Genomic DNA, 26,347 nt, shown 5'->3' on the forward strand with positions numbered 1-26,347 from the left:
GTCAGCCCTGTCTATTACGTTTACGTAAACTGTGATTAGCGGGAATTGCCTCCGGGTTCAAGTATTGAGCGCTCATACCGGCAAAGCTGCGTTTTTCAGCCGCAAACAGATGACTTGTTAACCACAGTTAACCGCTTGTTTACCACGTTCGGCGAATTGTGCGTTTGTCGGTCCTCCGTGCTTATCCAGTAGCGAAGTTTTCACGGTTTCGGGCAAGCGCCGGGTCATAACGCCCGTGCCAGCTTTCCGTTCCGACCGAATTTGAAGGGGACGCCGGTGAAGACCGGCCGCTTTGAGGAAACGGGGCGTCGCGATGAGCAACAGAAGGTCCTATCTCGACACGCTGAACGCGGGCCGGCCGCGCAAGCCGCACTCGGCCCTCGACCAGATCAACGAGTCGCTGGCCGCGCTCGAAGAGCGCCTGAAGCGCAGCCGTGCCGATGTGCAGCCCCGCTCCGAGAACCTTCGCCAGGACGGATTTCCGCGCAGCTTTTCCGCCGCAGCGGACCGCGATGCCGGGCGCGAAGACCTGCACTGGGCTGCTTCCGCACCCGGTTCGTCCAGATATGCGCAGAAGACGGCGCCGGCCCAGGGCCGTAATTATCAGGCCATCGCTCATGACATCGATCGCGTGCGCGGTCAGGAAGACGGCCTTGCCATGGCCGGCCGCATCGCCGGTGAATTGCAGGGATTGCGGGAAGAATTGCGCCAGCAGATGACGGTTGGCCTCCAGCGTGAATTCGAGGTGCTGCGCCGCGACATCGATCGTTCTGTCCGCTCGGGCGAAGGGGCGGGGAGCTCCCTGCGCTTCGGTCGCGAGCTGGAGCGCCTTTCCGGCGCTGTGCAGGAACTGGCCCATAAAAGCGACGATCGCAGCGTCAGCATGCTGCGTCTGGAACTGGAACAACTCAGGGGACAGGTCGAGACGCTGGCACGCGAGGACAGCGTGCAGGCGGTCGATCGTCGCTGGGAAGAATTCGACCGCCGCTGGACGGCTTTCGAGGATCGTTTCGGGGCCGGCCTTGACAATCGCATGGCCGAAGAAGGCTTTTCCATCCTGAATCAGCGGCTGGAGGACATTGCCCGCGCGGTCGACACGCTGCCGCAGTCGCTTTCGCTGCGCTCGCTGGAAGAAAAGCTGCGCACGCTTTCGGCCGCCGTGGACCAGCTTGCCGCACACCGTCCTTCCGGCGAAGAGACGCTTGGCCTGATCGACGAGCGGCTGGACGAGATTTCGCGGGCGATCGTGGCTTCGACCGTGGCGGCAAAGACCAGCGGTTTCGATCCGGCCTCCCTTGAGCGGATCGAGAGCAGGATTGCCGCACTGGCTGAACAGATCGAAGAGGTGGCGCATGACCGCCCCTCGGCTGAAATCATGGAGCGGCTTGGCCTGTTGTCGCGCCGCGTCGACGAACTCGCTGCCGGCAACAGCCTGCCCGTCGATATGCTGGAGCGCTTTGCAGACCAGATGGCGGTGATCGCCGAACGCGTCGGGCAGAGGCCCGAAATGCCTGACCTCAGCCATCTGCTGGAAGGGCTGGAGCAGCGCCTCGACCTGTTCGCCATTTCCGTGGAGCGGCGTCAGAGCGACGCCGTCGAGCAGGGCAACATCATCTTGCGCGATCTGGAACGCCGGCTGGACGAGTTCGCCGAACGGCTCGACCGGCGCGATGCCGTGCCGGCCTTCGACGGCGGCGAGGTCATCGAAGCCATCGATGCCCGTTTCGATGCACTGGCACGTGAGCTGGAAAGCCGCGAGCCGGCGGGTCAGGATGCCATACGCGGCCTTGAGGCGCGTCTTGCCGACATTTCCCAGCGGCTTGACGGCTCTTCCGAGCGCTTCAGCAGCCTTGATCAGGATCTGATCCGCAGCCTTGAAGCGCAGGTCGCTGGCCTGTCCGCCCATCTGTCGCAGCCCGGCACGCCGCTGCCGGATCTGGAGGACATCAGCCCGCGTCTCAGCCAGATCGAAGAGTCGCTGGCCGGCACCCGCGAAACCATTCTGGAAGCGGCGCGCGAAGCCGCCGAGCGGGCCGTGCAGTCGATGGCCGGAGCGGATGCCGAAAAGGCAGCCGTTGCCGGTCTGGCGCAGGATCTGAAGACGCTTGAATCGCTGACGCGCCGTTCTGATGACCGCAATGCGCGGACGTTCGAGGCCATTCACGATACGCTTCTGAAGATCGTGGAGCGGCTCGGATCTCTGGAAAATTTCAGCTCTGCCGCGGAAGTCGTGCGCCTCGAAGCTGAAAAGATTCCGGTTCGTCAGGTGCCGAGCCTCGACATGGATACGCTGGCTGGTGAAGGCGAGACGCTGCTCGCCGACGCCATGGATGGCGAAGTGCAGGTGCGCACGCCTGCGCAGGCTGCTTCCGAAGCCGCCCGGGCGGCACTTGGGGATGTGGCCGGTGAAGAGGTTGCGCGCAAGACGTCTCTGCTTGGAAACATCACCCGCGCCTTCCGCAAGGATGCGGCAGTGGTGCGCCCCGAAGTGGCCGAACCGGCTGCTGCAACCGCCGAACCGGGGCTGGACGAGCCGCTGGAGCCTTCGCTGCTCAACCGTCCGCTGGAACCCGGTTCCGGTGCCCCGGACCTTAACGCCATTCTGAAGCGTGTACGTGACGAGCGCGGTCAGTCGGCTGAGCGTCCGGGCACGGATGCCGCCAAGTCCGACTTCATAGCTGCTGCCCGTCGTGCGGCGCAGGCGGCCGCCGCCGAAGCCGAAACGCTGAAGCGCCAGTCGACCCTCGGCGGTCCCGCCAGGGGGCTGCGCATCGGCGAGCTGTTCAGGGCCCGCCGCAAGCCGATCCTGATGGCTGTCGGCGCGGTCATGCTGGCGCTGGCCGGCCTCCAGTTCGGCAAGGCTTTCATCGGCAAGCAGGAAGAAGCGCCGCGCGCCGCCGCTGCACCCGCCGCCATCGAGCAGATCCTGCCGGCGGAGCAGCCCGCCCCGCCGGTGCAGGCTTCGCGTGTGGTCGAGCCCGAGCGCGTGGCGCAGGACCCCGTTGCACCAATCATCGAAGAATCCGTAGTGCAGGAGCCGGTGCAGACGGCCGACAACCCGGTTTCCTTGCCGGTTGCGGCGGAGCCGGCTGCGCCGGTGGCTGAAGCCCGGCAGGAAGCCTCTGCCCCGCAAACCGCAGTTCCGGAAGCCACGAACGATGCGACGGACGATCTCGCAACCGGCGCGGTTCCCCCGGTTGCGTCGAGCCTGATCGATGTGCCGGCTGATGTGGGCACGCCCGCCCTTCGTGAAGCGGCTGCTGGTGGCGATGCCAAAGCGCTGTTCGAGGTCGGCGCCCATTACGCTGAAGCGCGTGGTGTGAAGGAAGACACTGCCGCTGCCGCAAACTGGTACGAAAAGGCTGCAGAGATGGGTCTCGCGCCGGCCCAGTACCGCATCGGCAATTTCTACGAGAAGGGCATTGGCGTCGCCCGCGATACCGCAGCGGCGCGTGAATGGTATGAAAAGGCTGCCGCTCAGGGCAATGCCAGCGCCATGCACAATCTCGCGGTGCTTCTGGCCATGGGCACCGACGCTCCCGCCGACAACGAGGGTGCCGCCCGCTGGTTCAAGGCTGCCGCGGATCTCGGCGTCAAGGACAGCCAGTTCAATCTGGGCATTCTTGCCGCCAAGGGCGTGGGCATGCCGCAGAATCTGGAAGAGTCCTACAAGTGGTTCACGCTCGTGGCCCGCACCGGCGACAAGGATGCGGCCGCCAAGCGCGACGAAATCGCCAAGGCACTGCGTCCCGAGCAGCTTGAAAAGGCCCGCCAGACGGCGGAGCTGTGGCAGGCCCGCGAAATGGACCCGGCGGCCAATGACGTGGACGTTCCCGACGCGTGGCTGGGCGAGCCGGTCACGACGTCTTCGGTCGACATGAAGAAGGCCGTGCAGAACATCCAGCGCATCCTCAACAAGAACGGCTATCAGGCCGGTGCGATCGACGGCGTGATGGGCGGCAAGACGAAAGAAGCCATTGCCTCCTTCCAGGCCGACAATGGCCTGCCGGCGACCGGCGATATCGACGACAAGCTGGTCGAGGCGCTGCTGGCACGCAAATAGCAACCGCGTCGCCGCAGGCGCGCAACTAGCAACCGCGTCGCCGCCGGCGCGCAAACTAAAAAGTGCCGTCGCAGAACGCAATTAAACAAAGCTCCGCCGCAGACGCGTAGCTGCAAAAAAGCGCCGTCGCAGGCGCGTAATGGTCAGCGGGCCGCTGCCATCGTGCAAATAGGCGTGGACAGCGTCGTTTGTGCGATGCCTTGCCTTACAAATGCCTGCTAACCGATTGAGATGTTTTCTTCCCAAGGCCGCAGCGGGTAAAAAAAATCCGCCTGCGGTCCTTGCGCAAGAAGAGGTTAGCTTTTTGGCGCTATGATGCGGGCCGGAAGCGACAGTTGTTTGGAACAAGCGGGTGGGCATCTATCTCCCGATTGCGGAAATTTCCGTCAATGTCTTCGTACTGCTGGCCATGGGCGCGGCGGTCGGCTTCCTGTCGGGCCTGTTCGGGGTCGGCGGCGGCTTCCTCATCACGCCGCTGCTGATATTCTATAATATTCCTCCGGCAATCGCGGTTGCGACCGGCGCCAATCAGGTGATCGGCTCGTCCTTCTCCGGCGCCATGTCGCACATGAAGAGGGGGACGCTCGACTTCAAGCTGGGCTTTATGCTGCTTGCGGGCGGCATCGTGGGGTCGACCGCGGGCGTCTATGTGTTCTCGCTGTTGCGCAGCCTCGGCCAGCTCGATCTCTTCATCTCCATTTTGTATGTCGTGCTGCTGGGCTCCGTCGGCGGGCTGATGCTGGTGGAAAGCCTCAACACCCTGCGTGTGTCCCGTGGCGGAACGCCTAAGCCGCTGAAGAAATCCGGCCAGCACAACTGGATTCACCGGCTACCGCTGAAAATGCGGTTTCGCACCTCGAAGCTGTTCGTCAGCGTCATTCCGGTGCTCGCGATCGGCGCCATCATCGGCTTCCTGTCCTCGATCATGGGTGTCGGCGGCGGCTTCATCATGGTGCCGGCCCTGATCTATCTGCTGCGCGTGCCCACCAATGTTGTGGTCGGCACATCGCTGTTCCAGATCATCTTCACCTCCGCCTACACGACGCTGGTGCATGCCTCGACCAACTTCACCGTCGATATCGTGCTGGCCATGCTGCTGATGATCGGGGGTGTCGCGGGCGCGCAATATGGGGTCAAGGCCGGTCAGAAACTGCGCGGCGAACAGCTCCGGGCGCTGCTGGCGCTGCTGGTGCTGGCGGTTGCGGCGCGCCTTGCCGTCGACCTCTTCATCCGCCCCAACAATCTCTATTCGCTGTCGATACCGGGGATGGGCTGATGTCTGCGCGCGCCTCTCTCCTGTTGCGCCTTCTTGTGCCTGTGGTGGCGTGGCTGGCTTTTATCGCGCCGGCTGCCGCGCAGCTGGCCAATCCCGAAGGCATCCAGATCGGGCTTTCCACCGAGCACGTCGAGATCACGGCCGGCTTCTCCGGCGCCGACCTCACCATTTTCGGGTCTCTGGAAAATCCCGACCCTGAAGTGGCCCGGCAGGGGCGCTATGATGTGATCGTGGTTCTGGAAGGCCCTGCAAGGCGCATTGTCGTGCGCCGCAAGGACCGGGTGATGGGCATCTGGATCAATCTCCGCTCCGAGGAATTCGAGAACGTGCCGTTCTCATACTCGGTCGCAACCACGCGTCCTTTCCAGGACATCACCGAGCCGGTCAGCTATCGCCAGCTTTCCCTTGGCGCCGGCAATATCTATCTGCAGCCGGCCGATATGACCGGCAACCCCGTGACCATTGCGGAGTTCACGAAGGCGCTTCGTGAGCGCAAGGTGGCAGCCGGCCTCTACAGCGAGAATGTCGGCGGCGTTCGTTTTCTGTCGCAGAACCTGTTCCGCGCCACCGTGCGGCTGGCGCCGGATGCACCCGTCGGCACCCACAAGGCGCGTGCCTTTCTGTTCAAGAACGGCGTGTTCGTGAAGGAAAGCTCGGCCCAGCTGGAAATCCGCAAGGCCGGCTTCGAGCAGGCCGTGTTCCGGCTCGCCCACAATCACGGCCTGTTCTACGGAGCGTTGTCGGTGGCTCTGGCCATGGGCGTGGGCTGGCTTGGCAGCATCGTCTTCCGCAAGGATTAAAAGCTTATCGCCTGAAAACGGGAGCCGGTTTCGGGCGATATGCGAAAAAACCAGAATTCAAGGCGCGGTCAGCCCGGCCGCAGCAGGGAGCCGGCGATGGGGAACACCCTGTCGCGGCCCATCATGTAGGCCATCAGGCTGTCGCGGCGGAACAGCCCCGCATAGGCGGGATCCAGAACATTGAGCGAGCCGGTGAAGGCACCGAAGGCCGGCATCACCATGCGCTTTCCGTCGCCGGCGAAGCAGCGCCGGCGCACCGAGCGGCCACGCTGCACGATGCGTGCGCAGGGATGGAGGTGGCCTGCGATCTCTCCCTCGACCGGTGTCTGCGATGGCTCGTGCCGGAACAGAAGGGTGCCGATGGCAAGCTCCCGCACGGTGTCGCCGGGCAATCCGGCGGGCGCGTCCGGGTCGTGGTTGCCGGTGATCCAGAACCAGTCGCGCCCCGACATGATCGCCTCCAGCCTGTCGCGAAAGGCGATGTGTAAACGCATGGCCCCGCCGCCGTCGTGAAAGGAGTCACCCAGGCTGATGACGATGCGTGGCCGGTAAAGCTCCAGCGCTTCCTCCAGCCGCGCCAGCGTGGCGATGGTATCGTAAGGCGGCAGCAGCGCGCCGCGCCGGGCAAAGGAGGACCCCTTTTCCAGATGCAGGTCGGAGACCGCAAGCAGGCGCAGCTCCGGAAAGTAAAGCACGCCACGCGCGTCGCATATCGCGCGCTCGCCGGCGGTGCTGGCCAGTACGCTTTGCGCTGTCGATCCGGCATGGAAGGCCGTGGTCATTTCGTCCTCATGCTGCGGCGTCCATAGTCGGCCGTCCCGACGCCTTTCCGTTCTGCGCGCCCGGGCCTTGGTGCGCTGCCGTGAATCGCCACCGCCGGTCCGTTGCGCGCCGGCGCGTCGTCCGTTGCCGTTCCCATCGCGTCTCCGATCAGTTCGGAGGCTTCCAGAAGCAGGCTGTCATTGGCCTCGCCATTGACGCTTTCCCGGCCGATCTCCAGCATGACCGGAACCGCCAGCGGCGAAATCTGCTGAAGCGGCTTATGCACGATTCGCCCGCGGATGCGCGAGAGCATGTCGGCAAGCCTGCTGACATCGAGCAGCCCGGCGCCCGCATCGGCCCGCGTCGCCTGCAACAGGACGTGATCGGGCTCATGGCTGCGCAGCACGTCGTAGATCAGGTCGGCCGAAACCGTCACCTGCCTGCCGGTTTTTTCCTGCCCGGGATAGCGCTTCTCGATCAGGCCGGAGATCACCGCGCAGTTGCGGAAGGTGCGCTTGAGCATCCAGCTGTCGTTGAGCCAGGCGTCGAGGTCGTCGCCCAGCATGTCCTCGTCGAACAGCCCGGCAAGCGAGGGCTTCTTCGCCCGGAACAGCGCGCCCATGTCGTCCAGCGCCCAGATCGCCAGCGAATAGTCGGTGGCGACGAAGCCGAGCGGGCGCGCGCCTGCGCGCTCCAGCCGGCGTGTCAGCAGCATGCCGAGCGTCTGGTGCGCCAGCCGCCCCTCGAACGGGTAGCACACCATGTAATGCCGGCCGGCGCGCGGAAAGGTCTCGACCAGAAGGTCGCCGCGCTTCGGCAGCATGGACTTTTCCTTTTGCAGCCGCAGCCAGTCCGACACCTGCTCGGGCAGGGTGGACCATCTGGCCGAATCGTCCAGCATGGCGCGGACCTGATCGGCCAGATAGGTGGAAAGCGGGAACTTGCCGCCGGCATAGCTCGGCACGATGATGTTGGCGCCTGAGCCGGCCGAGACCACGCATTCGTTTTCGCGAATGCCCTCGAAGCGCAGGATCTTGCCGGCGAACAGGAAGTTGTCGCCGGGGCGCAGCGTTTCGGCAAAATATTCCTCGACCTTGCCCAGCACCCGCCCGCCATGGCCGGCGAGGCCGCGGCCGGAGCGCACATAGCGCACGTTCAGTTCCGGCATCTCGACGATGGTGCCTATGTTGAGCCGGTATTGCTGGGCGACACGCGGATGCGTAATGCGCCACAGTCCCTCCTTGGTGCGGCGGATGCGGGCGTAGCGCTCATAGCTGCGCAGCGCATAGCCGCCCGTGGCGACGAAATCGACGACCTGATCGAAGGTTACGCGCGGAAGCTTCGCATAGGGCGTTGCGGAGCGGACTTCCTCGTAGAGAATATTGGCATCGAAGGCGGCCGCGCAGGCCGTCCCCAGAACATGCTGCGCCAGCACGTCGAGCGTGCCGGCCAGCAGCGGCGGCGTATCCTGCGCGCCGAGATAGTTGGCATCGAGGGCGGCCTTGCATTCCAGCACCTCGAAGCGGTTGGCCGGAATGAGGATCGCCTTCGACGGCTCGTCCATGCGGTGGTTAGCACGGCCGATGCGCTGGGCAAGCCGGCTGGCGCCCTTGGGCGCGCCGACATGGATGACCAGGTCGACATCACCCCAGTCGATGCCGAGGTCGAGCGTCGAGGTGGCGACGATGGCGCGCAGCGCATTGTCCGCCATCGCCTTTTCCACGCGACGCCGCTGGCCGACATCGAGCGAGCCGTGATGCAGCGCGATGGGCAGCGCATCCTCATTGGCCCGCCACAGTTCCTGAAACAGCATCTCGGCCTGGCTGCGGGTGTTGACGAACAAAAGCGTCGTCTTGTGCCGCCGGAGTTCCTCGTAGATTTCGGGAATGGCATAGCGCGCCGAATGGCCCGCCCACGGCACCCGCTCCTGCGATTCGAGAATGGAGATATCGGGTTTTGCCCCGCCGGCAACCGTGACGAGACCGGCCATCTCTCCGGGCGGGTTCTGCGACACCAGCCAGCGGCGCAATTCGTCCGGCTCCGCCACCGTTGCGGAAAGCCCGATGGTCTGGAGCCCCGGCACGATGGCGCGCAACCGGGCAAGTCCCAGCGACAGGAGATGGCCGCGCTTGGAGGTCACCAGCGAATGCAATTCGTCGAAGATCACATAACGCAGATCCTCGAAAAACCGCTTCGCGTCCGGGCCGGCGATCAGCAGGGCAAGCTGCTCGGGCGTCGTCAGCAGAATGTCGGGTGGAACCAGCTTCTGGCGCTGGCGCTTGTGGGTGGGCGTGTCGCCGGTGCGTGTCTCGATCGCGATCGGCAGCCCGATTTCGGCGACCGGCTTGCCCAGATTTCGCTCGATGTCCACCGCCAGCGCCTTCAGCGGCGAGATGTAGAGCGTGTGAATGCCCCGATGCGCTTCCCCCGGCTTGCGCTTCGGCCGTACCGCCAGTTCGGTCAGCGAAGGCAGGAAGCCGGCCAGCGTCTTGCCGGCGCCCGTGGGGGCGATCAGCAGGGTGGACTGGCCTGCCTGCGCGCGTGAAAGCAGTTCGAGCTGATGGGCGCGCGGCGACCAGCCCTTGCCTGCGAACCATTTCAGGAACGGCTCGGGCAGGCGGGCGACGGCCGTTTCCTGCAAGGGTTCTGGCTTCGCTGTCACGCCACACAGGTAGCGCGGGCAGGGCGCATCGCCAAGCAAAAAGAACAAAACAGGATCATTTGCTTGTGCCGGCGGCCAGTCGCAGGCACAGTGCGACCTTTCCATGCCGTCAAAACGACCTATCTGAGAGCCATGCGTCCCAGCGATCTGCTCCAGCCCCGCCCCGAAGGGCTCTATTGCCCTCCTGGCGATTTCTTCATCGACCCGGTGCGTCCGGTCGGCCGCGCGCTGATCACCCATGGCCATTCCGATCATGCGCGTTCGGGCCATGCGAAAGTTCTGGCCACGCGCCAGACCCTCGACATCATGGCGCTGCGCTATGGCGAGAATTTCGCCGGCGCCCGGCAGGCGGCGGCGCTGGGCGAAACCATCGATGTCGGCGGCGTGTCCGTCACCTTTTATCCGGCAGGCCATGTGCTGGGCTCGGCCCAGATCGCGGTGGAAAAGGACGGCCTGCGCATCGTCGCTTCCGGCGACTACAAGCGCGTGCCGGACAAGACCTGCGCGCCGTTCGAACTCGTGCCCTGCGATGTGTTCATCACCGAGGCCACTTTCGCGCTGCCGGTTTTCCGTCATCCCCCGGCGCAGGAGGAAATCGGCAGGCTGCTGAAATCGGTGGCGCAGTTTCCCGAGCGTGCTCATCTGGTTGGCGCCTATGCGCTCGGCAAGGCGCAGCGCGTGATGAAGGAGTTGCGGCAGGCCGGCTACGACCGGCCGATCCACATCCATGGCGCGCTGGCGAAGCTCAGCGCCTATTATCAGGCCGAGGGCATCGATCTCGGTCCTCTGGAACCGGCGACGGTGGAGGCTGGCCGCAAGGGCGACTTCGCCGGGGCCGTGGTCATCGGCCCGCCCTCGGCTTTCGCCGATCGCTGGGCGCGGCGTTTTCCCGACCCCATGTCCTGCTTCGCGTCCGGCTGGATGCGCATCCGCCAGCGCGCGAAGCAGCGCGGCGTGGAACTGCCGCTCATCATCTCCGACCATTGCGACTGGGACGAGCTGTGCGACACCATCACCGGCACGGGGGCCGGAGAGGTGTGGGTCACGCATGGCCGCGAGGAAGCGCTGGTGCGCTGGTGCGAATTGCAGGGCATCAGCGCCCGCCCGCTGCATCTGGTCGGCTACGAGGACGAGGGGGACTGACCGGCATGAACCGCTTTGCCGAACTTCTCGACCGGCTGGTGCTGACGCCGTCGCGCAACGGCAAGCTCAAATTGCTGACCGATTATTTCCGCGAGACGGAAGATCCGGATCGCGGACTGGCGCTGGCCGCGATCACCGGCGACCTGTCCATCGCGGCGATAAAGCCCGCCATGCTGCGCGCCCTCGTGGCCGAGCGCATGGACCCGGTCCTGTTCGGCTATTCCTACGACTATGTCGGCGATTTGGCCGAGACGGTTTCGCTGGTGTGGTCTGCCCGGAACGATGCGGATGCTGCATCCGCCACGCGCATGACGCTGGCCGAAGTTGTGGCAAAGCTGCAAGGAGCCAGCCGCTCCGACGGGCCGCGTGTTCTGGCCGATCTTCTCGACAGGTCCGACATAGCCGCGCGCTTCGCCATCATCAAGCTCGTCACCGGCGGCCTGCGCATCGGCGTGTCGGCCCGTCTCGCCAAACAGGCTCTCGCAGATATTGGTCCTGTCGATGTGGCCGAGATCGAGGAACTGTGGCATGGGCTTGAGCCGCCCTATACGGACCTGTTCGCATGGCTGGAAGGGCGCGCGCCGAAGCCCGAGCGGGCGGCTTTCGCGCTGTTCCGGCCGGTCATGCTGGCCAATCCGGTCGGCGACGGCGATCTCGAAAAGCTCGATCCGGCGGATTATGCGGCAGAATGGAAATGGGACGGCATTCGCGTGCAGGTGTCGTCGGAGGGCGGCGTGCGGCGGCTCTATTCGCGCACCGGCGACGATGTCTCGCGCGCCTTTCCCGATCTGTCCGATGCGCTCGATTTCGAGGCCGTCATCGACGGGGAGCTTCTGGTCGGCCAGCCGGCCGCCACCGGCACCTTCTCGGACCTTCAGCAGCGGCTGAACCGCAAGACGGTCTCGTCAAAGATCATGCAGAACTATCCGGCCTTCGTGCGCTGCTATGATCTTCTGCAACTGGGCGGCGAGGATCTGCGCGCCCTGCCGTTTCGCGAGCGCCGCGCCCGGCTGGAGGATTTTGTGGCGACGCTTGACCCAGCCCGATTCGACCTCTCGCCTCTGGTCGCCTTCGGGGGCTGGGAACAGCTCGAAGGGCTTCGCACCGCACCGCCGCACCCGATCATCGAAGGCGTGATGCTGAAGCGCTGGGACGCGCCCTATCTGGCTGGCCGGCCGAAGGGCCCGTGGTTCAAGTGGAAGCGCGATCCGCACACGGTCGACGCCGTGCTGATGTATGCGCAGCGCGGCCACGGCAAGCGATCCTCCTTCTATTCCGACTACACGTTCGGCGTCTGGGCAGGGCCGGAAGGCGAGGAGGAACTGGTGCCGGTGGGCAAGGCCTATTTCGGCTTCACCGATGAGGAACTGCGCCGCATCGACAAATATGTGCGCGACAACACGGTCGAGCGCTTCGGCCCGGTGCGCGCCGTGCGCGCCGACCGGCAGAGCGGGCTGGTGCTGGAAGTGGCGTTCGAGGGGCTGAACCGTTCCAGCCGCCACAAGTCGGGTGTGGCGATGCGGTTTCCGCGTGTCTCGCGCCTGCGCTGGGACAAGCCGGCAGCGGAAGCCGACCGCATCGAAACGCTCAGACGCCTGCTGGACGGATAGGGCATTTCGCAGTCAGGTCGACTCACCGGAGGGCGCACAAATGCAGCGAAGCAAGCAGATGACGCGGCCGCCCGGACCTGATCCGGCTGTCGCTCAAGTTTCAGTCTCGAAGCCGGCTGCGGCTACTCCGCTACCGAAACGCGGATTTCGTAGATATCGACCGACCGGCCCTGGTTTTCCACGTCGGAGGTGATGGCGATGGTGCCGGCAGCCCCCGCGCGCTTGTCCGGGAACTGCACGTCGAACAGATATTCTCCGCGGTCGCCCTTCACGTCGTAGCGCTTGCGTCCACAATCACCGAGTTCGCCGAAATTGCAGTCGATGGAAACCTGCGTTGCCGTGCCGCCTTCGCCGCGCGCGACGATGACGAAGACAGCGCGCGTACCGGCGACCTCGTCCAGTATGCCCTGTCCGACATCGAAGGATACGGCGGAGCCAGAACTGCCCGAGCGCACCCGCAGGTAGGTGCCGCTGTCATCTTCCATGACATCGGCTTTGGCGTCAGAGGGGGTGGACACCGTTGTCGGGTCGAGCGGCGTGAAGACGGTGATCCATTCGCCCGAGAAGCCGTTCTCGCCCGTGCGCAGTGGCGCCGTGGCCCCGCCGGAGGGGCTGAAATCCTCGTCCTCGACCGTTGCCGGCGGCACCGGCACTTCGCCGCGCTGCTCGGGCGTCCGCAGAGCGCCTGATTGCAGCAGCCACCATGCGCCAAGGGCGACGACGGCAAGCACGGTCAGTGCGGCGAACAGGGCAGGCAGTCCGCGCCTGCGCGGCCGCCGCCGGCGCGGCGCGATGTCGGGCTCCGGCTCCATGGTGCGCGGCAAGGGCGCATCGGGCATGATGTCGGGCACGACCGGCAATATGTGCGCATCGGAGGCGGAGCCGCCGTGATGGCCCGGCGCCTCTACGCCGGGGACGGCGTCTGCTCCGGCCGGATTTCCGGCAGCCGCGGGTGCGGGCAGGAACTCCGCTTCGATCTCGGCGATTCTGGCCGTCATCGCCTTGCGGCGGTTGATGGCCGATTCCACCGTCACATTCGGATTGGCCTTCAGGGCCCGGTCGAGCGCGGAAAAGGCCGACCGATACACCTTTTCTCGAAAGGCCCGGTCTGTGGAATCGCCTTTTTCCAGGGCATTCCGAATCGCTTTTTCGATCGGGTCCAAGCCGGAATCCTCTGTACGCTGCTTTACACTATGCTGATGGTTACCCGCAGAATGCCGATCAATCAACGTCGCAGGCCTACGTAATCAGCTATGAACAGGCTGATGAGGGCGGGTTTGTGAAACCGGAACCGGGCTGCGGGGCAATTATCATCGACAATCGTCTCCGAAATTGCATTGGCATCTTGAATTTGCGCAGGCTTGCAGCTATCACGCCCGCATTCTCGGAGGCTGGTCCTCCCGGGCCGCTTTAGCTCAGTTGGTAGAGCACATCATTCGTAATGATGGGGTCGCGTGTTCGAGTCACGCAAGCGGCACCACTACTCTCTATCAGATTCGCATCATACGGCAGGTCGCAGCCAGTCAGGCTGCTTGCGCCGCGTGATGTTGCGGCTGGCTTGCGATGGTTCAGGAACTGCCGGCTCCCGAGATGGTGGAGACGCTGCCGGGCACTGCAATATAACTGTCATGAAAGTCGGGTAGCTGGGTCGAACCATGACCACGCCATTAGTCCCCTCAACGATCAGAATCATCTCGCCGCGGGAGGAAACTCCGGTTTTCGGCGAGGTCCTGTTTGAGAGTGATGGTGGTGACAGGGTGACGATCCGGCTGGACCTTGAGGCCTGCGGTGCGCTGCGGCAGGTGATTTACGATCTGGAGCGGAAGCTGGCAGAAGCTTCCTGAACGGGAAGTTCGTCCGCTTAACGATCCGCCCGTGTTCCGTACCTTCTTCTAAAGCCTTGCCTTGACGCTGCGCGGCGTGGCCAGCAGCAGGCTGGTCTCCGAATTGGTTATTCCGGCAATCAGCCTGATGCGACGCAGCACCTGATCGAAGGCGATCAGGTCAGAGGTGCCGAGTTCCACCACCAGATCCCATTTGCCGTTGGTGGTGTGGATGGCGCTCACTTCCGAAAAGCCGTTCAGCATCTTGATGACGGCATCGGCGCTGTGCCCGCCGATCTCGATCATCATGATGCCGCGCACCGGCAGGTCGATGGCATCGGAACGCAGGATGACGGTGAAGCCGATGATCTCGCCGCTTTTCTTCAGCCGCTCCAGCCGTGCGCGCACCGTGGCGCGGGTGAGCCCGAGCTCCGTCGCCAGATCGGAAAGGCTGCGCCGCCCGTCATGGCGCAATATGGTGATAAGCCGTTGGTCGATTGCGTCCATTTGCTGCTCATTTCGATCAATCAGTCTGACCATATAGGTAAGTTACACGCGCGAATTAGGCAATCTGGCTGCTTCCAAGTGCCGGGAGAATGGAGTTTCCTTGCCCTGCAAAGAGCTTGAGGAACGGCCATGAACTGCAAACTGATTTCCGTACCGGTCGAACAGGGACAACCCGTTCCCGGATGTGCGCTGGGCCCCGAGGCGCTGAAGGGTGCCGGTCTGGCAGCCGCGCTTGGCGAGCTTGGCCATCACGTGACCGATCTTGGCGCCGTGCCCACGCCCGCACCGCACCCCGTGCCGGCCCATGCCAACAATCTGAAACATCTGCCCGAAATCAGCGCCTGGATCGAGGCGACCGCCAACATGGCTTATGAGGCCAGCGCCGACGGCTTCCCGATCTTCATTGGCGGCGACCACAGCATTTCGGCCGGCTCGGTGTCGGGCATCGCCCGCCGCGCCGCCGAAGAGGGCCGTCCGCTTTTCGTCCTTTGGATGGATGCCCATTCCGATTTCCACACGCTGGACACTACCACCAGCGGCAATCTGCATGGCGTGCCGCTGGCCTATCTGTGCGGCCTGCCGGGCTTTGAAGGCTACTTCCCGCCGCTTGCGGCGCCGCTGGCGCAGGAGCGGGTCTGCATTCTGGGACTGCGCAGCGTCGACAAGGCTGAGCGTGAGGCATTGGCCAATTCGCCGGTGCGCGCCTATGACATGAGCACCATCGACCGCAAGGGCATCGCGCCGCTACTTGAAGCCTTCCTCGATGAAGTGCGCGCGGCAAATGGCCTGCTGCATGTCTCCTTCGACGTGGATTTCCTCGATCCGCCGCTGGCGCCGGGTGTTGGCACGCCGGTTCAGGGCGGCGCCACCTTCCGCGAGGCCCATCTGGCGATGGAGATGCTGCATGAGAGCGGACTGGTCGCCAGCCTTGATGTGGTCGAACTCAATCCCACGCTCGACGAGCGTGGCCGCACGGCAGGGCTCGCCATCGAACTGGTGAGCAGCCTGCTCGGCAAGACGATAACGGGCAAGAGGAGGGCAGCCTGAATGGACAAGCAACTGAACGTGGTGCCGTTCGTCAGCGTCGACCGCATGATGCGGCTGGTGCATTCGGTGGGCATCGAACGATTTCTGACCGAACTCGCCGGCTATATCGAGGAAGACTTCCGCCGCTGGCAGAGCTTTGACAAGACGCCGCGCATCGCGTCGCACAGCGTGGATGGCGTCATCGAACTGATGCCCACAAGCGATGGCAAGCTCTATGGCTTCAAATATGTCAACGGCCATCCCAAGAACACGCGCGACGGCCTCCAGACCGTGACGGCGTTCGGGCTGCTGGCGGATGTGGCGACCGGCTATCCGGTGCTTTTGTCGGAAATGACGATGCTGACCGCGCTGCGCACCGCCGCCATGTCGGCACTCGCCGGCAAATATCTGGTGCCGAAGGGCGGCAGGACCATGGCCCTGATCGGCAATGGCGCGCAGTCCGAGTTTCAGGCGCTCGCCTTCAAGGCGCTGCTTGGCGTGGACAAGCTTCGCCTCTACGACATCGACCCGGCTGCATCGCGCAAATGCGCCGGCAATCTGGCGCGGCACGGCTTTGCTTCGATCGAGATCTTCGGTGCGGCAGCCGAGGCTGTCGAGGGCGCCTCGATCATCACCACCGCTACTGCCGACAAGCAATATGCGACGATCCTCACCGACAACATGGTCGGCCCCGGCGTCCACATCAACGCGGTGGGCGGCGATTGCCCCGGCAAGACCGAGATCCATGGCGACATCCTGCGGCGCTCCGACATTTTCGTGGAGTTTCCGCCGCAGACCCGCATCGAGGGCGAGATCCAGCAGCTTGGTCCGGATCATCCCGTCATCGAATTGTGGGATGTGATCGCCGGTCATGTTCAGGGCCGCCGCGACGAGCGCCAGATCACCCTGTTCGATTCGGTAGGCTTTGCCATCGAGGATTTCTCCGCGCTGCGCTACGTCTATGATCTGACGGTGGATGGCGATGCGCTGGAAGCGCTCGACCTGATCGCCGATCCGGACGATCCGCGCGATCTGTTCGGCATGCTGATGCGTTCGCCGGCAGCTCCTGCCGCGCACTGAATTCAGATCGCCGTGCGTCCATTCGGACGCACAAAGGACGATCTGAATTATTGATAGAGCATCGGTATAGCCGAAAACCGGATTCCACTTTTCGGTCCGATGCTCTAGCCGCGCATGGCGGCTTCGAGGCTGCGGTAAATCCGCTCGTCGCCCGACTGGGCGACGTTGAAGCGCATGAAGCCATGGGCGGTCTGCGACAGGCTGAAGGCGTTTCCGGGCGCCAGCACGATGCCCTCGGCCAGCGCCTGCCGGGCGACATTGCCCGCATCCACGCCTTCCGGCAGGTGACACCACAGGAACATGCCGGCCTGCGGCATCAGCCACGGCCTGATGCCGATCGCTTCCAGCCGTCCGGCCGTTTCGGCCATCGAGCGCGCGAGTTTCACACGCAACGCTTCCAGATGCTTGCGGTAGCTGCCGTCGATCAGAAGGTTCAGCACCAGCGCCTCGGCGAAATGGCTGCCGCCGAAGCTGGTGGCGATCTTGAGATCGACCAACCCTTCCAGCCAGTCCGGTCTTGCCGCCACATAGCCGCAGCGCACCGAGGCAGACAGGGTTTTCGAAAAACTTCCTGTGGCGATGACCCGCTCCAGCCCGTCGAAAGCGGCGAGCCGGGGTGCGGGAGAGACCTCGAAATCGGCGAAGATATCGTCCTCGACGATGATAAGCTCATGCTGGTCGGCCAGCTTGAGCAGGCGGTGGGCCGTCACCGGCGAAAGGGTGGCGCCGGTCGGATTGTGAATGCCGCTGTTGGTCAGGTAGAGCCGTGGCCGGTGTTCTTCCAGCACAGCCGCGAATTTCGCGATGTCTGGGCCATCCGGCCCGTAGGGCACGCTCACCACCTTGGCCCGATGGGCGCGCAGCAGGGCATGGAAATTGAAATAGCAGGGGTCGTCGACCACCACCGCATTGCCCGGTTCGAGCAGGTAGCGGCAGATAAGGTCGAGGGTCTGCGTGCCGGATTCGCTCAGCATCACCTGTTCGGGCGAAGCGTGTATGCCATGCGCGCCCATGCGCCGCGCCAGCAATTCGCGCAGGGGCCGCAGGCCAAGCGGCGTGCCGTAGTCGGCAAGCGTTGCATCGGCCCCGCGCGATGCCGTCCGCAGGCCGCGCCGGATCGCCTCATGCGGCATCCATGAGGCCGGCAGCCAGCCGCAGCCCGGCTTCAGTACGGTGTCACCCGCATCCAGCGACTGGCGCGAGATCCACAGGGGATCGACCTCCCGGTCGAGCCTCGGGCCGATCTCGGCCAGCGAAAGCGGCGCCATGGGCGCGCTCACATAATAGCCAGAGCCCGGCCGCGCGCGGATGAGCCCTTCAGCCGCCAGCCGTTCATAAGCCTCCACCACCGTCGATTTCGACACGCGCATGGTGGTGGCGAGCGCACGGATCGAGGGCAGGCGGGCACCCGGCGTCAGGCCGCGCGATGCGATGCGCCGGCGGATCGAGGCCATCACTGTGCCGATCAGTGTCTTGCCCTGAGCGGCAACTTGCCGGGAGGAAGCGGTTCCCATTCGTACTGCCCTTCAGACCAATACAGTTTGGTAAAACCGTACTGCACTGTATCTGGAAAAACCATGCCCTCCCGGCCGATAGCAACGGAAACGGCAGGTGATGGACATGGACAAGACGACGACCGGATGGCTGAGCGGATTTCTGGGGGTTCTGATCTTTTCGGGATCCCTGCCGGCCACGCGCGTGGCCGTTGCCGATTTCGATCCTCTCTTCCTGACGGCCGCGCGCGGCACCATAGCCGGCCTGATCGCGCTGGCGCTGCTGGTGGCGCTGCGCGAGCGCCGGCCGGATCGCGACGACCTTGTGTCGCTCGTCATCGTCTCGCTCGGTGTTGTGGTCGGCTTTCCGCTGCTGACGGCGATCGCCCTGCAGCATATGACCTCGGCCCATTCCATCGTGTTCATCGGCCTGTTGCCGCTGGCCACCGCCATCTTCGGCGTGCTGCGCGGCGGTGAACGTCCGCGCCCTGCCTTCTGGGCGTTCTCTTGTCTGGGCAGCGCACTGGTCGTGGGCTTCGCCATCTCGCAGGGCGTGTCGGCGGCACCGCTTGGCGATGCGCTGATGCTCGCCGCGGTCATCGTGTGCGGGCTGGGCTATGCGGAAGGCGGCAGGCTGTCGCGCAAGCTTGGCGGCTGGCAGGTCATCTCATGGGCGCTGGTGCTGTCGCTTCCTGTCATGGCGCTCGTTGCCCTGATCACCAGTCCGGCTACGCTCGCCGGCATCGGCGGCCCGGCATGGATCGGGCTTGCCTATGTGTCGCTGTTCTCGATGCTGATCGGGTTCGTCTTCTGGTATCGCGGCCTGGCGCTGGGCGGCATCGCGGCGGTCGGCCAGCTTCAGCTCCTGCAGCCCTTCTTCGGGCTGGCGCTGGCGGCGCTGCTGCTGCACGAAGAGGTCAATGCGGCCATGATTGTCGTGACCGTCGCCATTGTCGCCTGCGTCGCAGGCGCAAGAAAGTTCGCCAGATAGTTTCGGAACAGACGACTGTTCCGCAGAGTGGTGTGGCCCGCACGCACAGCGTGATGCGGGCCACATGAAAAGCCTCAGGAGCCGGCTTCGATCTCGGCGAAAATCCGCTCGGCCGTCTTCTTGGCCTTGCCGGGATATTTCAGCCCCTTCACTGCATCGAGGTTCGTCGGCTGCCCGACGACGACAGCGCCGATCATGCCCATGCCGAAGTGCGGCGTGCACTGATACATGTAGACACCTTCCGGTCCCACCGTGACGGTGATCTGCTCGTTGGTCTTGCCTTTCCAGGTTTCGGCGCCCTCGGGCAGGCCATCCTTCATGCTGGCCGAATTGTGGCTCTTGTCGGTGGGGATGAAGGTGATGGTGTCGCCCGGCGCGGCCCTGACCACGAGCGGCTCGAACATCATCGCCGTGCCATCCGAGGCCTTGTTCAGCATCTTTACCTCATGGTCCGCCGCAAGGGCGGAAACAGGCAGCGCAAGACTGATGGCCACAGCAGCGGCAAAAAACGTCTTCAAGATAGTACCTCCAGTAAAAACAAGGACATGGAGCGCGCCGGGACTGCACTTCCGCGTCCATGCGTTCCAATATTCGGTTTCGGGGTCAAGCGGCGAAAAAGCCTCAGAGACCATTTGCCGCCTGATCGACGATTTCGGTGAGGAGCGTGTTGACTTCATCCCGGCCGGGACCTGTCGGCAATTCGCGGAAGCCGATGACGACCTCGCCGGGTTTCGTTTCCGCCTCATAGGCGAAAACGATATAGGGGCAGAAGGCGATGTTGGCGATGTCGGCTTCCATGGCGTTGCGCGACACCACGGCGGAGCAGAACTGCAGGAACTCCGCATTGCGATAAAGCTTCCTGCCACCCACGTCTGCGGCGGTGCGTTCCAGCATGTCGCCGATATGGCCGTGATAGTCCACGACATAGCCGCGATTGACGATGGCGTCTTCGAGATCGGCGATCACCTGCGTGAAAGCCGTATCCGTCGTGACAGTGTGGACACCGTCCTGCGCCCGCGCGTCAGGGCTCATAACGGCACCGGCCAATCCCAGCGCAAGCAGGGCTGCGCCGACACCTTTTGGCATAAGCATATAATTCCTCCTCGGGTCCCAACCCCGAATTGCATGAGGCTGCAATCCGCCATGCAAGGCTAGCCTGCTTCTCCATAATATGCAAAAAATAAAATGTTTGCATAGAAGGAGATTGGCATATGCCCACCATGTCGTCCCGCAGAAGCGGACCGGACCGCAGGCACTTTCTTGGCGGAGCGGCTGCCTTGCTTGGTGGCACTGTTGCTTTTCCCTTTGCAAGTGCCTTCGCGCAAACTCTTTCCACCGGCAGCGCCGAGCTGACCGTCGTCAGCGACGGCATGATGACCTTGCCGCTCGGCCTCATTTTTCCCGATGCGCCGCAGGAAGAGCTGGTGAAGCTGCTGGAGGAATACGGGCAGCCGACCGATGCGATGCGGCCCGATTGCAACGTCACGCTTGTGCGCACGGGGGATCGGCTCGCCATCTTCGATGTGGGCGCGGGGCCGAACTTCATGTCCAGCACGGGAAAGCTGCTGGATTCGCTGGAGGCGGCAGGCGTTGCTCCCGGCGACGTGACCGATGTCGTGATCACCCACGCCCATCCCGACCATATATGGGGTCTGACCGACGACTTCGACGAACTGGTGTTCGCGGATGCGGATTATCATATCGGGGCCAGGGAATGGGAGTTCTGGTCCTCGTCCGATGCCATGACGCAGATGCCGGAGGACCGGCAGACCTTCGTGGTCGGCGCGCAGAACCGTTTTGCGGCGCTCGACGGTCGCGTGAAATTCATCGGAGACGGGGATGAGGTTTTGCCGGGCATCGAGGCGGTGGAGACGCCCGGTCATACGCCGGGGCATCTGTCGTTCATGGTCCATGGGCCGGAGCCGGTGCTGATCGTCGGCGATGCCATCGGCAACGACACGGTCGCCTTCGCACATCCCGAGTGGCCGACCGCCAGCGATCAGGACCCCGCATTGGGTGCGAAGAGCCGGGCAGCGCTGCTGGACAGGCTGGCGGGCGACAAGGCGAGAGCCATCGGCTTCCACTTTCCGCATCCGGGTGCGGGCATTGTCGAGCGGCGCGGAGGGGCTTTCGTCTACGTGGCCGCCTGACGCCCGAAAACGGTAGCTTCGGGCGGCGTGCCCTAGCCCTATTCGGCAGGCTGGCGATCCATGGCGCGGAATGCGCCGAGCGGCGAGCCTTCGATCAGATAGGCGAGCCCGAGCTTCGCGCCGAGAAAGATGGAGGCCAGCACCAGCGGCGCCGATATGGCGAGGGCCGAAACGCCGGTAACGCCCTGACCGATGGTGCAGCCCATGGCGAAGACGCCGCCAAAGCCCATCAGCGCACCGCCGGCAATGTGGCGGCCAAGCTCGCGGGCGTCGTCGCAGGCTTCCCAGCGCACGTCGCGCTTCCACGCGGCGCAGGCCGCAGCGCCGCCGATCACGCCCAGCACAAGGCCGACGCCGTAATCCGGCACGACGCCGGTGAAGGTAATGGCCTGGAGGATGGTGTCTGCGACCGGCACCACGAAGGATCCGGCCTCGATCTGCACCACCTCGAAGGAGTGTTCGCTCGCATAGGTCGTGGCCCACCAGCCGAAGGTGATGATCAGGCCGATGGTGAGGCCGGTCAGGATCGAGCCCGTGTGGCTGCGATAACGGCGTTCGCTGAATATCCAGCAGAGCATGGCGAGGCCGGCGACGAGCGCGATGGTGAGGGTCAGGTCATGTCCCGACCACCATGAGGCCAGCGCACCGATCGACTGGCCGCCCATTTCCGACAGGTCGATGGCGTGATTGTCCGAAAGCGCGACGCGCGCCTGCGCGACCAGACCTTTCTGCGCCGACATCGCCGCGAGACCCAGAACGATCAGCACGATCAGGGAGCGCAGGCTGCCGCCGCCCAGCCGCACGAGCGCGCCGAAGCTGCATGTGCCCACCAGCGCCATGCCGATGCCGAAGGCCAGCCCGCCTGCTATGGCGCCCACCCAGGCGAAACTGGAATGGATGTAGAAGCTCGATTGCGTATCGACCATGCCGAGCGCCTGCAGCGACTGGGTGGCGATCATGGCGGTGGCGGCGGCCAGCATCCATGTGCGAACGCCGCGGCTGTCGTCGGCGTACCACATGCGCTCCAGCGCAGACATGGTACAGAAATGATTGGCGCGGGCCACGAAGCCGAGCAGAATGCCGGCCCCGAGCCCGGCAAAGGCAAGGAACCATGGATGGGTGGCGATATTCATGTTTCCCTCCCTCTGGCTGAAGACCGGATACGCGTCGGCGGCGGTCCGGTCTCTGGCTGGTATCCGTGCCGCCGCGCTCTCCCGTTAGCGGCTGGTCGGGGTCAGTCGCCTTTCGGGCGCCTCACCGGAGCACAGAAAAGATTGTACAGCGTTTCGATGACCGAGGACACTTCCTTGCTGGCGATCGAATAGTAGATCACCCGGCCTTCGCGGCGGGTGTTTACCAGCCGGTCGAAGCGCAGGCGCGCAAGCTGCTGCGAAACGGCGGCCTGCGGCAGGCGCATGGCCTCCTCCAGTTCGGACACCGACTTTTCGCCTTCCGCCAGCAGGCACAGGATCAGAAGCCGGCCTTCATGGGCAAGGGCCTTCAGCAACTCGCTGGCTTCACGCGCCTGCGCCAGCAGCTCGTTGAAATCTTCCGGCGTCTGGGCGTCCTGGATTTTCGGCAAGCTCATAACGTCACTGACCATCCGCAGTTGAGGCCGCGCATTTGTGCGCCGCACATTTGCATATCTTGAGGTCTGTTACTTTATCGGCTGGTCTTTCGGCAACAGGGCAAGAAGTTCGCCGACACGATACCAGAAAAACTCATCGCCCACATAGCCCCGGATACGCCCGATTTCCTTGCCGTTGTCCATCAGGACAAAGGTCGGAGTGAAACGCTCCTTTTGCACATGCCTGAGATCTTCCGGCCACGGGCGGGTGATGTCGACGCGCCGGAGCGGCGCGCGGCGGCCTTCCTCGGTCTTTGGCCAGGCCGGGGCGATCTCGGCATCGAAGCGCGCGCACCATGCGCAGCCCGGCTGCTCCATCATCAGCAATTCGGCCGCGGATGCAGGCGAAAATCCGAGGAAAAACAAGACAGGCGCGAATTTCAGCAACGCCCTGAAACTGATCATAGGTGTCCTCGCACAACGTCGGCCCTTGTTTAATATAGAAATATAGCATTGTATGAATTCAATAGGCCAGACTGACGCAAGGCCGAATCTGCGATCCGGGAGGGAAAATGCTGGATGTAAGCGTGGGCGCCGCATTGCTGGCGGGGCTGTTGTCATTTGTGTCCCCCTGCGTCCTGCCGATCGTTCCGCCTTATCTGGCCTGGCTGGCCGGTGTGAGCTTCGATGAACTGCGCGACGAGGCGCCGGGTGCTGAGCAGCGCAGGCGGGTGATCATTGCCGCTTTCGCCTTCGTGCTCGGCTTTGCCACGGTATTCATCGCGCTCGGTGCAACCGCAAGCGTCATCGGCAAGACCATCGCCCAGTATTTCGATACGCTGGCGATCGTCGCGGGCATTCTGATCATCATCATGGGGCTGCATTTTCTGGGCGTGTTCCGCATCGGCATGCTCTATCGCGAGGCGCGCGTACAGGTGGACCGCAAGCCGGCCGGGCCGCTGGGCGCCTATGTGATCGGACTGGCCTTCGCCTTTGGCTGGACGCCCTGCGTCGGGCCGGTTCTGGCCGCCATTCTGTTCATTGCCGGCAGCGAGGGCACCGCACTGCGGGGTGCGGCCCTGCTCGGCGCCTATTCGCTGGGCATCGGCATCCCCTTCCTGCTCGCCGCCATCTTCGCCAGCCGTTTCCTTGGCTGGGCCGCGCGTTTCAAAAAGCACATGCGCAAGGTCGAGATGGCAATGGGCGGCCTGCTGGTGATCACCGGCATATTGTTCATCACCGGCCAGATGTCGGCGATTTCGTACTGGCTTCTGGAAACCTTTCCGGCATTCCAGACCATCGGTTAGCCAGACCATCGGTTAGGAGGAGAAAACATGCACAAGCTTCTGGCCCGCGCCGTCACCCTGCTGATGGCGCTTGCTTTTTCACAGGCGCTGCATGCGGCGGAAGTGGGCGATGATGGCCTGCACAAGGAGGCGTGGTTCACCATCACCTTCCGCGACATTGCCGACGACATCGCGCAGGCGAAGGCCGAGGGCAAGCGGCTGGCTCTCACCTTCGAGCAGCGCGGCTGCATCTATTGCGCGCAGATGCACGAGAAGATTCTCTCCGACCCTGAAGTGCGCGATTACATTTCGGCGAATTTCATGGTCGTGCAGTACAACATGTTCGGCGACGAGGAGGTCACCGATCTGGATGGCGAGACGCTGACGGAAAAAACCGCCGCGCGCCGGTGGGGCTACGTATTCACGCCGACCATCGTGTTTCTTCCGGAGGAAGCACCGGAAGGCAAGACGGTGGCGGAAGCCGCTGTGGCCACCATGCCCGGCGCCTTCGGGAAATGGACCTTTCTCAACATGTTCCGCTGGGTGAGGGAGAAGGGCTACGAGCGCGACGAGCACTTCCAGCAATATCATGCGCGCATCATAAACGAGCTGCGCGCCGAAGGCCGGCTTGGGGATGAAGAGTGATATATTCACAAATTCATATTTTTTGATTGATTGGCCGGTAAGGCCGGATTATCGTTACGTCAGGAGGAGCGGTTCGCCCTTTGCGGATCGCGGGTTGGAGGAGAAGGCCGAATGAGGCGGACGCTCACCGCTATCGCTGCTGTTGCCGTTTGCGCCGTTGCCGGAATGGCGCGGGCTGGCGAGATCGCGCCGGCCGATGTGGCTTTCGAGGACATGGCGGTCGCCACATCGCTGACCGGTGCGCCGGGTAACCCGGAAGAGGGCGCCAAGGCGCTCGCCAATCGCGGTCTCGGCAATTGCCTCGCCTGCCATGCCGTATCTGCTTTGACGAAGGAGCAGTTCCACGGCGATGTTGCGCCGGCGCTCGATGGGGTGGCGGATCGCTGGTCGCCGGAAGAGCTGCGCGCCATCGTCGTCGATGCCAAGCAGGTGTTTTCGGATGAAACGATGATGCCGGGCTTTTATAGCCTGAATCTGGGCAAGGATGTCCGCAAGGATCTTGTCGGAAAAACGATACTGACCGCGCAGCAGGTCGAGGATGTGGTCGCCTATCTGGCGACGCTCAAGGAATGAACAGGAAGGAGACAAGCATGGCTCTCAGCAGGCGTCATGTACTCGCACTGGCCGCAGGCGCGGCCGTCGTGCCCGCATTTCAGTTTCTGCCCGGGCGGGCGCTTGCTGCGCCTGAAGAGGTCGGCAAGCTGATTGCGGACTTTGCCGGCGGCAAGGAGCCGCAGAGCGGCAAGATCACGCTCACCGCGCCGGAGATTGCCGAGAATGGCAACACGGTGCCGATCTCGGTCGAGGTCGAGAGCGCGATGGAAGGCGACGACATGGTCGATCAGGTGCTGATCCTGGCTGACGGCAATCCGAGCGCCGATGTGGCGACCTTCGCCTTCACCGCGATGAGCGGCAAGGCGGCCGCAACCACCCGTATGCGTCTGGCCAAGACCCAGAACGTCATCGCGGTGGCGAAGATGGCCGACGGGTCGGTCTACATGGACAGGAAGGAAGTGAAGGTGACGATCGGCGGCTGCGGCGGCTGATCGGTGCTTTCATCCCCTCTGGTTCTGATTTGAAGGAAAAGAAATGTCTGCAGCTCCCAAGCCCCGCGTGAAGATTCCGAAGAAGGCCAAGGCCGGCGAGATCGTCGTGCTCAAGACTCTGATCAGCCATGAAATGGAATCGGGTCAGCGCAAGGATAAGGATGGCAATGTCATCCCGCGCAAGATCATCAACAAATTTACCTGCGAGTTCAACGGTCAGCCGGTGTTCTCGTGCGACATCGATCCGGCCATTTCGGCCAATCCCTATTTCGAGTTCAGCGCGAAGGTCAACGAAAGCGGCACCTTCAAGCTGACATGGGTCGATGACGACGGATCGGTCTACACCGACGAGCAGACAATCGAAGTGGCCTGAGCCAGATGCGCGGCTGATATGCCGCGCGCCAGCGGGGGAGGACG

General features: G+C 63.9%; 25 protein-coding genes and 1 tRNA gene. 16 read left to right on the top strand and 10 right to left on the bottom strand.

Annotation, left to right across the window (positions count from 1 at the left end):
• Window positions 1-313 precede the first annotated feature (313 nt).
• The 3 genes from AC5XE7_RS17105 to AC5XE7_RS17115 all read left to right on the top strand — a co-directional run bounded on the left by AC5XE7_RS17105 (window position 314) and on the right by AC5XE7_RS17115 (window position 6,139).
• Window positions 314-4,063 (top strand): peptidoglycan-binding protein, encoded by a 3,750-nt coding sequence (locus AC5XE7_RS17105; RefSeq protein ID WP_495366967.1) that lies wholly within the window; start codon window positions 314-316, stop codon window positions 4,061-4,063.
• 352 nt (window positions 4,064-4,415) lie between these two features.
• A complete protein-coding gene (locus AC5XE7_RS17110; protein ID WP_183827208.1) occupies window positions 4,416-5,339 on the top strand; it encodes a sulfite exporter TauE/SafE family protein in 924 nt (307 codons plus the stop codon).
• Window positions 5,339-6,139, top strand: a complete 801-nt coding sequence (locus AC5XE7_RS17115) for a TIGR02186 family protein (RefSeq protein WP_495366968.1) — start codon at window positions 5,339-5,341, stop codon at window positions 6,137-6,139. Before AC5XE7_RS17110 ends, AC5XE7_RS17115 begins: the two co-directional genes overlap by 1 nt.
• Before the next feature lie 68 nt (window positions 6,140-6,207).
• On the opposite strand, the gene pdeM is transcribed toward AC5XE7_RS17115, so the two are convergent.
• On the bottom strand, window positions 6,208-6,921 hold the full coding sequence (gene pdeM / locus AC5XE7_RS17120) for a ligase-associated DNA damage response endonuclease PdeM (protein ID WP_495366969.1): 714 nt from the start codon (window positions 6,919-6,921) through the stop codon (window positions 6,208-6,210).
• Window positions 6,918-9,563, bottom strand: coding sequence for a ligase-associated DNA damage response DEXH box helicase (locus AC5XE7_RS17125; RefSeq protein ID WP_495366993.1), 2,646 nt, complete (start codon window positions 9,561-9,563; stop codon window positions 6,918-6,920). Before AC5XE7_RS17125 ends, pdeM begins: the two co-directional genes overlap by 4 nt.
• 132 nt (window positions 9,564-9,695) lie before the next feature.
• Between AC5XE7_RS17125 and AC5XE7_RS17130 the strand changes: the two genes are divergently transcribed.
• Together AC5XE7_RS17130 and AC5XE7_RS17135 are read left to right on the top strand one after the other, a co-directional pair.
• Window positions 9,696-10,706: a ligase-associated DNA damage response exonuclease gene (locus tag AC5XE7_RS17130; protein ID WP_495366970.1), complete on the top strand. Its 1,011-nt coding sequence runs from the start codon at window positions 9,696-9,698 to the stop codon at window positions 10,704-10,706.
• A 5-nt stretch (window positions 10,707-10,711) separates the two neighbouring features.
• Entirely contained in the window at window positions 10,712-12,316 is a 1,605-nt protein-coding gene (locus tag AC5XE7_RS17135; RefSeq protein WP_495366971.1) for a cisplatin damage response ATP-dependent DNA ligase, read from the top strand.
• 122 nt (window positions 12,317-12,438) lie between these two features.
• Here AC5XE7_RS17135 and AC5XE7_RS17140 read toward each other — a convergent pair whose 3' ends face one another.
• Complete coding sequence (locus AC5XE7_RS17140; RefSeq protein ID WP_495366972.1) at window positions 12,439-13,404, bottom strand: hypothetical protein; 966 nt, start codon at window positions 13,402-13,404, stop codon at window positions 12,439-12,441.
• Window positions 13,405-13,720: 316 nt separating this feature from the next.
• Between AC5XE7_RS17140 and AC5XE7_RS17145 the strand changes: the two genes are divergently transcribed.
• A tRNA-Thr gene (locus AC5XE7_RS17145) sits at window positions 13,721-13,796 on the top strand.
• Between the two features lie 175 nt (window positions 13,797-13,971).
• Entirely contained in the window at window positions 13,972-14,160 is a 189-nt protein-coding gene (locus AC5XE7_RS17150; RefSeq protein WP_495366973.1) for a hypothetical protein, read from the top strand.
• A gap of 48 nt (window positions 14,161-14,208) precedes the next feature.
• Here the strand turns inward: AC5XE7_RS17150 and AC5XE7_RS17155 are convergent, their stop codons facing one another.
• On the bottom strand, window positions 14,209-14,646 hold the full coding sequence (locus AC5XE7_RS17155; RefSeq protein WP_495366974.1) for an Lrp/AsnC family transcriptional regulator: 438 nt from the start codon (window positions 14,644-14,646) through the stop codon (window positions 14,209-14,211).
• Between the two features lie 129 nt (window positions 14,647-14,775).
• Here AC5XE7_RS17155 and rocF point away from each other — a divergent pair, with 129 nt between their 5' ends.
• Window positions 14,776-15,693: an arginase gene (gene rocF, locus AC5XE7_RS17160; RefSeq protein WP_495366975.1), complete on the top strand. Its 918-nt coding sequence runs from the start codon at window positions 14,776-14,778 to the stop codon at window positions 15,691-15,693.
• Entirely contained in the window at window positions 15,694-16,752 is a 1,059-nt protein-coding gene (ocd, locus tag AC5XE7_RS17165) for an ornithine cyclodeaminase (protein ID WP_495366976.1), read from the top strand.
• Between the two features lie 104 nt (window positions 16,753-16,856).
• Here the strand turns inward: ocd and AC5XE7_RS17170 are convergent, their stop codons facing one another.
• Complete coding sequence (locus AC5XE7_RS17170; protein ID WP_495366977.1) at window positions 16,857-18,266, bottom strand: aminotransferase-like domain-containing protein; 1,410 nt, start codon at window positions 18,264-18,266, stop codon at window positions 16,857-16,859.
• 106 nt (window positions 18,267-18,372) lie between these two features.
• Between AC5XE7_RS17170 and AC5XE7_RS17175 the strand changes: the two genes are divergently transcribed.
• Window positions 18,373-19,236 carry a DMT family transporter gene (locus AC5XE7_RS17175; RefSeq protein ID WP_495366978.1) on the top strand — a complete coding sequence of 288 codons (864 nt, stop codon included), beginning with the start codon at window positions 18,373-18,375 and terminating at the stop codon, window positions 19,234-19,236.
• Window positions 19,237-19,310: 74 nt separating this feature from the next.
• On the opposite strand, the gene AC5XE7_RS17180 is transcribed toward AC5XE7_RS17175, so the two are convergent.
• Both AC5XE7_RS17180 and AC5XE7_RS17185 read right to left on the bottom strand, forming a co-directional pair.
• The gene (locus AC5XE7_RS17180; protein ID WP_239801140.1) at window positions 19,311-19,673 is read right to left on the bottom strand and encodes a pseudoazurin; all 363 of its coding nucleotides are present in this window, start codon (window positions 19,671-19,673) and stop codon (window positions 19,311-19,313) included.
• 184 nt (window positions 19,674-19,857) lie between these two features.
• Entirely contained in the window at window positions 19,858-20,328 is a 471-nt protein-coding gene (locus AC5XE7_RS17185) for a DUF302 domain-containing protein (protein ID WP_495366979.1), read from the bottom strand.
• A gap of 119 nt (window positions 20,329-20,447) precedes the next feature.
• Between AC5XE7_RS17185 and AC5XE7_RS17190 the strand changes: the two genes are divergently transcribed.
• Entirely contained in the window at window positions 20,448-21,386 is a 939-nt protein-coding gene (locus AC5XE7_RS17190; protein WP_495366980.1) for an MBL fold metallo-hydrolase, read from the top strand.
• A gap of 38 nt (window positions 21,387-21,424) precedes the next feature.
• On the opposite strand, the gene AC5XE7_RS17195 is transcribed toward AC5XE7_RS17190, so the two are convergent.
• From AC5XE7_RS17195 to AC5XE7_RS17205, 3 genes are all read right to left on the bottom strand, one after another.
• Window positions 21,425-22,519 carry a YeeE/YedE family protein gene (locus AC5XE7_RS17195; protein WP_495366981.1) on the bottom strand — a complete coding sequence of 365 codons (1,095 nt, stop codon included), beginning with the start codon at window positions 22,517-22,519 and terminating at the stop codon, window positions 21,425-21,427.
• A gap of 101 nt (window positions 22,520-22,620) precedes the next feature.
• A complete protein-coding gene (locus AC5XE7_RS17200; RefSeq protein WP_183827240.1) occupies window positions 22,621-22,974 on the bottom strand; it encodes an ArsR/SmtB family transcription factor in 354 nt (117 codons plus the stop codon).
• Between the two features lie 69 nt (window positions 22,975-23,043).
• Window positions 23,044-23,418 carry a transcriptional regulator gene (locus AC5XE7_RS17205; RefSeq protein ID WP_495366982.1) on the bottom strand — a complete coding sequence of 125 codons (375 nt, stop codon included), beginning with the start codon at window positions 23,416-23,418 and terminating at the stop codon, window positions 23,044-23,046.
• Between the two features lie 107 nt (window positions 23,419-23,525).
• On the opposite strand from AC5XE7_RS17205, the gene AC5XE7_RS17210 reads away from it, so the two are divergent.
• The 5 genes from AC5XE7_RS17210 (at window position 23,526) to soxZ (ending at window position 26,303) form a co-directional block, all read left to right on the top strand.
• Entirely contained in the window at window positions 23,526-24,260 is a 735-nt protein-coding gene (locus AC5XE7_RS17210; protein ID WP_495366983.1) for a cytochrome c biogenesis CcdA family protein, read from the top strand.
• 27 nt (window positions 24,261-24,287) lie between these two features.
• Complete coding sequence (locus tag AC5XE7_RS17215) at window positions 24,288-24,884, top strand: thioredoxin family protein (protein WP_495366984.1); 597 nt, start codon at window positions 24,288-24,290, stop codon at window positions 24,882-24,884.
• Between the two features lie 111 nt (window positions 24,885-24,995).
• On the top strand, window positions 24,996-25,457 hold the full coding sequence (gene soxX / locus AC5XE7_RS17220) for a sulfur oxidation c-type cytochrome SoxX (RefSeq protein ID WP_280199451.1): 462 nt from the start codon (window positions 24,996-24,998) through the stop codon (window positions 25,455-25,457).
• A 17-nt stretch (window positions 25,458-25,474) separates the two neighbouring features.
• Window positions 25,475-25,930 (top strand): thiosulfate oxidation carrier protein SoxY, encoded by a 456-nt coding sequence (gene soxY / locus AC5XE7_RS17225; RefSeq protein ID WP_280199452.1) that lies wholly within the window; start codon window positions 25,475-25,477, stop codon window positions 25,928-25,930.
• 43 nt (window positions 25,931-25,973) lie between these two features.
• Entirely contained in the window at window positions 25,974-26,303 is a 330-nt protein-coding gene (gene soxZ / locus AC5XE7_RS17230) for a thiosulfate oxidation carrier complex protein SoxZ (RefSeq protein WP_183827257.1), read from the top strand.
• Window positions 26,304-26,347 lie beyond the last annotated feature (44 nt).

This window comes from Aquamicrobium sp. YD-1-mutant5 (genome assembly GCF_059509755.1).

What these genes read in the sequence shown, in the direction of transcription:
- AC5XE7_RS17150 (WP_495366973.1), top strand. Translation starts at nt 13,972, where the DNA reads ATGACCACGCCATTAGTCCCCTCAACGATCAGAATCATCTCGCCGCGG.
- AC5XE7_RS17185 (WP_495366979.1), bottom strand. Translation starts at nt 20,328, where the DNA reads ATGCTTATGCCAAAAGGTGTCGGCGCAGCCCTGCTTGCGCTGGGATTG.
- AC5XE7_RS17170 (WP_495366977.1), bottom strand. Translation starts at nt 18,266, where the DNA reads ATGGGAACCGCTTCCTCCCGGCAAGTTGCCGCTCAGGGCAAGACACTG.
- AC5XE7_RS17155 (WP_495366974.1), bottom strand. Translation starts at nt 14,646, where the DNA reads ATGGACGCAATCGACCAACGGCTTATCACCATATTGCGCCATGACGGG.
- AC5XE7_RS17180 (WP_239801140.1), bottom strand. Translation starts at nt 19,673, where the DNA reads ATGCTGAACAAGGCCTCGGATGGCACGGCGATGATGTTCGAGCCGCTC.
- AC5XE7_RS17105 (WP_495366967.1), top strand. Translation starts at nt 314, where the DNA reads ATGAGCAACAGAAGGTCCTATCTCGACACGCTGAACGCGGGCCGGCCG.
- AC5XE7_RS17135 (WP_495366971.1), top strand. Translation starts at nt 10,712, where the DNA reads ATGAACCGCTTTGCCGAACTTCTCGACCGGCTGGTGCTGACGCCGTCG.
- soxZ (WP_183827257.1), top strand. Translation starts at nt 25,974, where the DNA reads ATGTCTGCAGCTCCCAAGCCCCGCGTGAAGATTCCGAAGAAGGCCAAG.
- AC5XE7_RS17200 (WP_183827240.1), bottom strand. Translation starts at nt 22,974, where the DNA reads ATGAGCTTGCCGAAAATCCAGGACGCCCAGACGCCGGAAGATTTCAAC.
- AC5XE7_RS17175 (WP_495366978.1), top strand. Translation starts at nt 18,373, where the DNA reads ATGGACAAGACGACGACCGGATGGCTGAGCGGATTTCTGGGGGTTCTG.
- AC5XE7_RS17195 (WP_495366981.1), bottom strand. Translation starts at nt 22,519, where the DNA reads ATGAATATCGCCACCCATCCATGGTTCCTTGCCTTTGCCGGGCTCGGG.
- AC5XE7_RS17190 (WP_495366980.1), top strand. Translation starts at nt 20,448, where the DNA reads ATGCCCACCATGTCGTCCCGCAGAAGCGGACCGGACCGCAGGCACTTT.
- AC5XE7_RS17205 (WP_495366982.1), bottom strand. Translation starts at nt 23,418, where the DNA reads ATGATCAGTTTCAGGGCGTTGCTGAAATTCGCGCCTGTCTTGTTTTTC.
- AC5XE7_RS17130 (WP_495366970.1), top strand. Translation starts at nt 9,696, where the DNA reads ATGCGTCCCAGCGATCTGCTCCAGCCCCGCCCCGAAGGGCTCTATTGC.
- soxY (WP_280199452.1), top strand. Translation starts at nt 25,475, where the DNA reads ATGGCTCTCAGCAGGCGTCATGTACTCGCACTGGCCGCAGGCGCGGCC.
- AC5XE7_RS17210 (WP_495366983.1), top strand. Translation starts at nt 23,526, where the DNA reads ATGCTGGATGTAAGCGTGGGCGCCGCATTGCTGGCGGGGCTGTTGTCA.
- rocF (WP_495366975.1), top strand. Translation starts at nt 14,776, where the DNA reads ATGAACTGCAAACTGATTTCCGTACCGGTCGAACAGGGACAACCCGTT.
- pdeM (WP_495366969.1), bottom strand. Translation starts at nt 6,921, where the DNA reads ATGACCACGGCCTTCCATGCCGGATCGACAGCGCAAAGCGTACTGGCC.
- AC5XE7_RS17215 (WP_495366984.1), top strand. Translation starts at nt 24,288, where the DNA reads ATGCACAAGCTTCTGGCCCGCGCCGTCACCCTGCTGATGGCGCTTGCT.
- soxX (WP_280199451.1), top strand. Translation starts at nt 24,996, where the DNA reads ATGAGGCGGACGCTCACCGCTATCGCTGCTGTTGCCGTTTGCGCCGTT.
- ocd (WP_495366976.1), top strand. Translation starts at nt 15,694, where the DNA reads ATGGACAAGCAACTGAACGTGGTGCCGTTCGTCAGCGTCGACCGCATG.
- AC5XE7_RS17115 (WP_495366968.1), top strand. Translation starts at nt 5,339, where the DNA reads ATGTCTGCGCGCGCCTCTCTCCTGTTGCGCCTTCTTGTGCCTGTGGTG.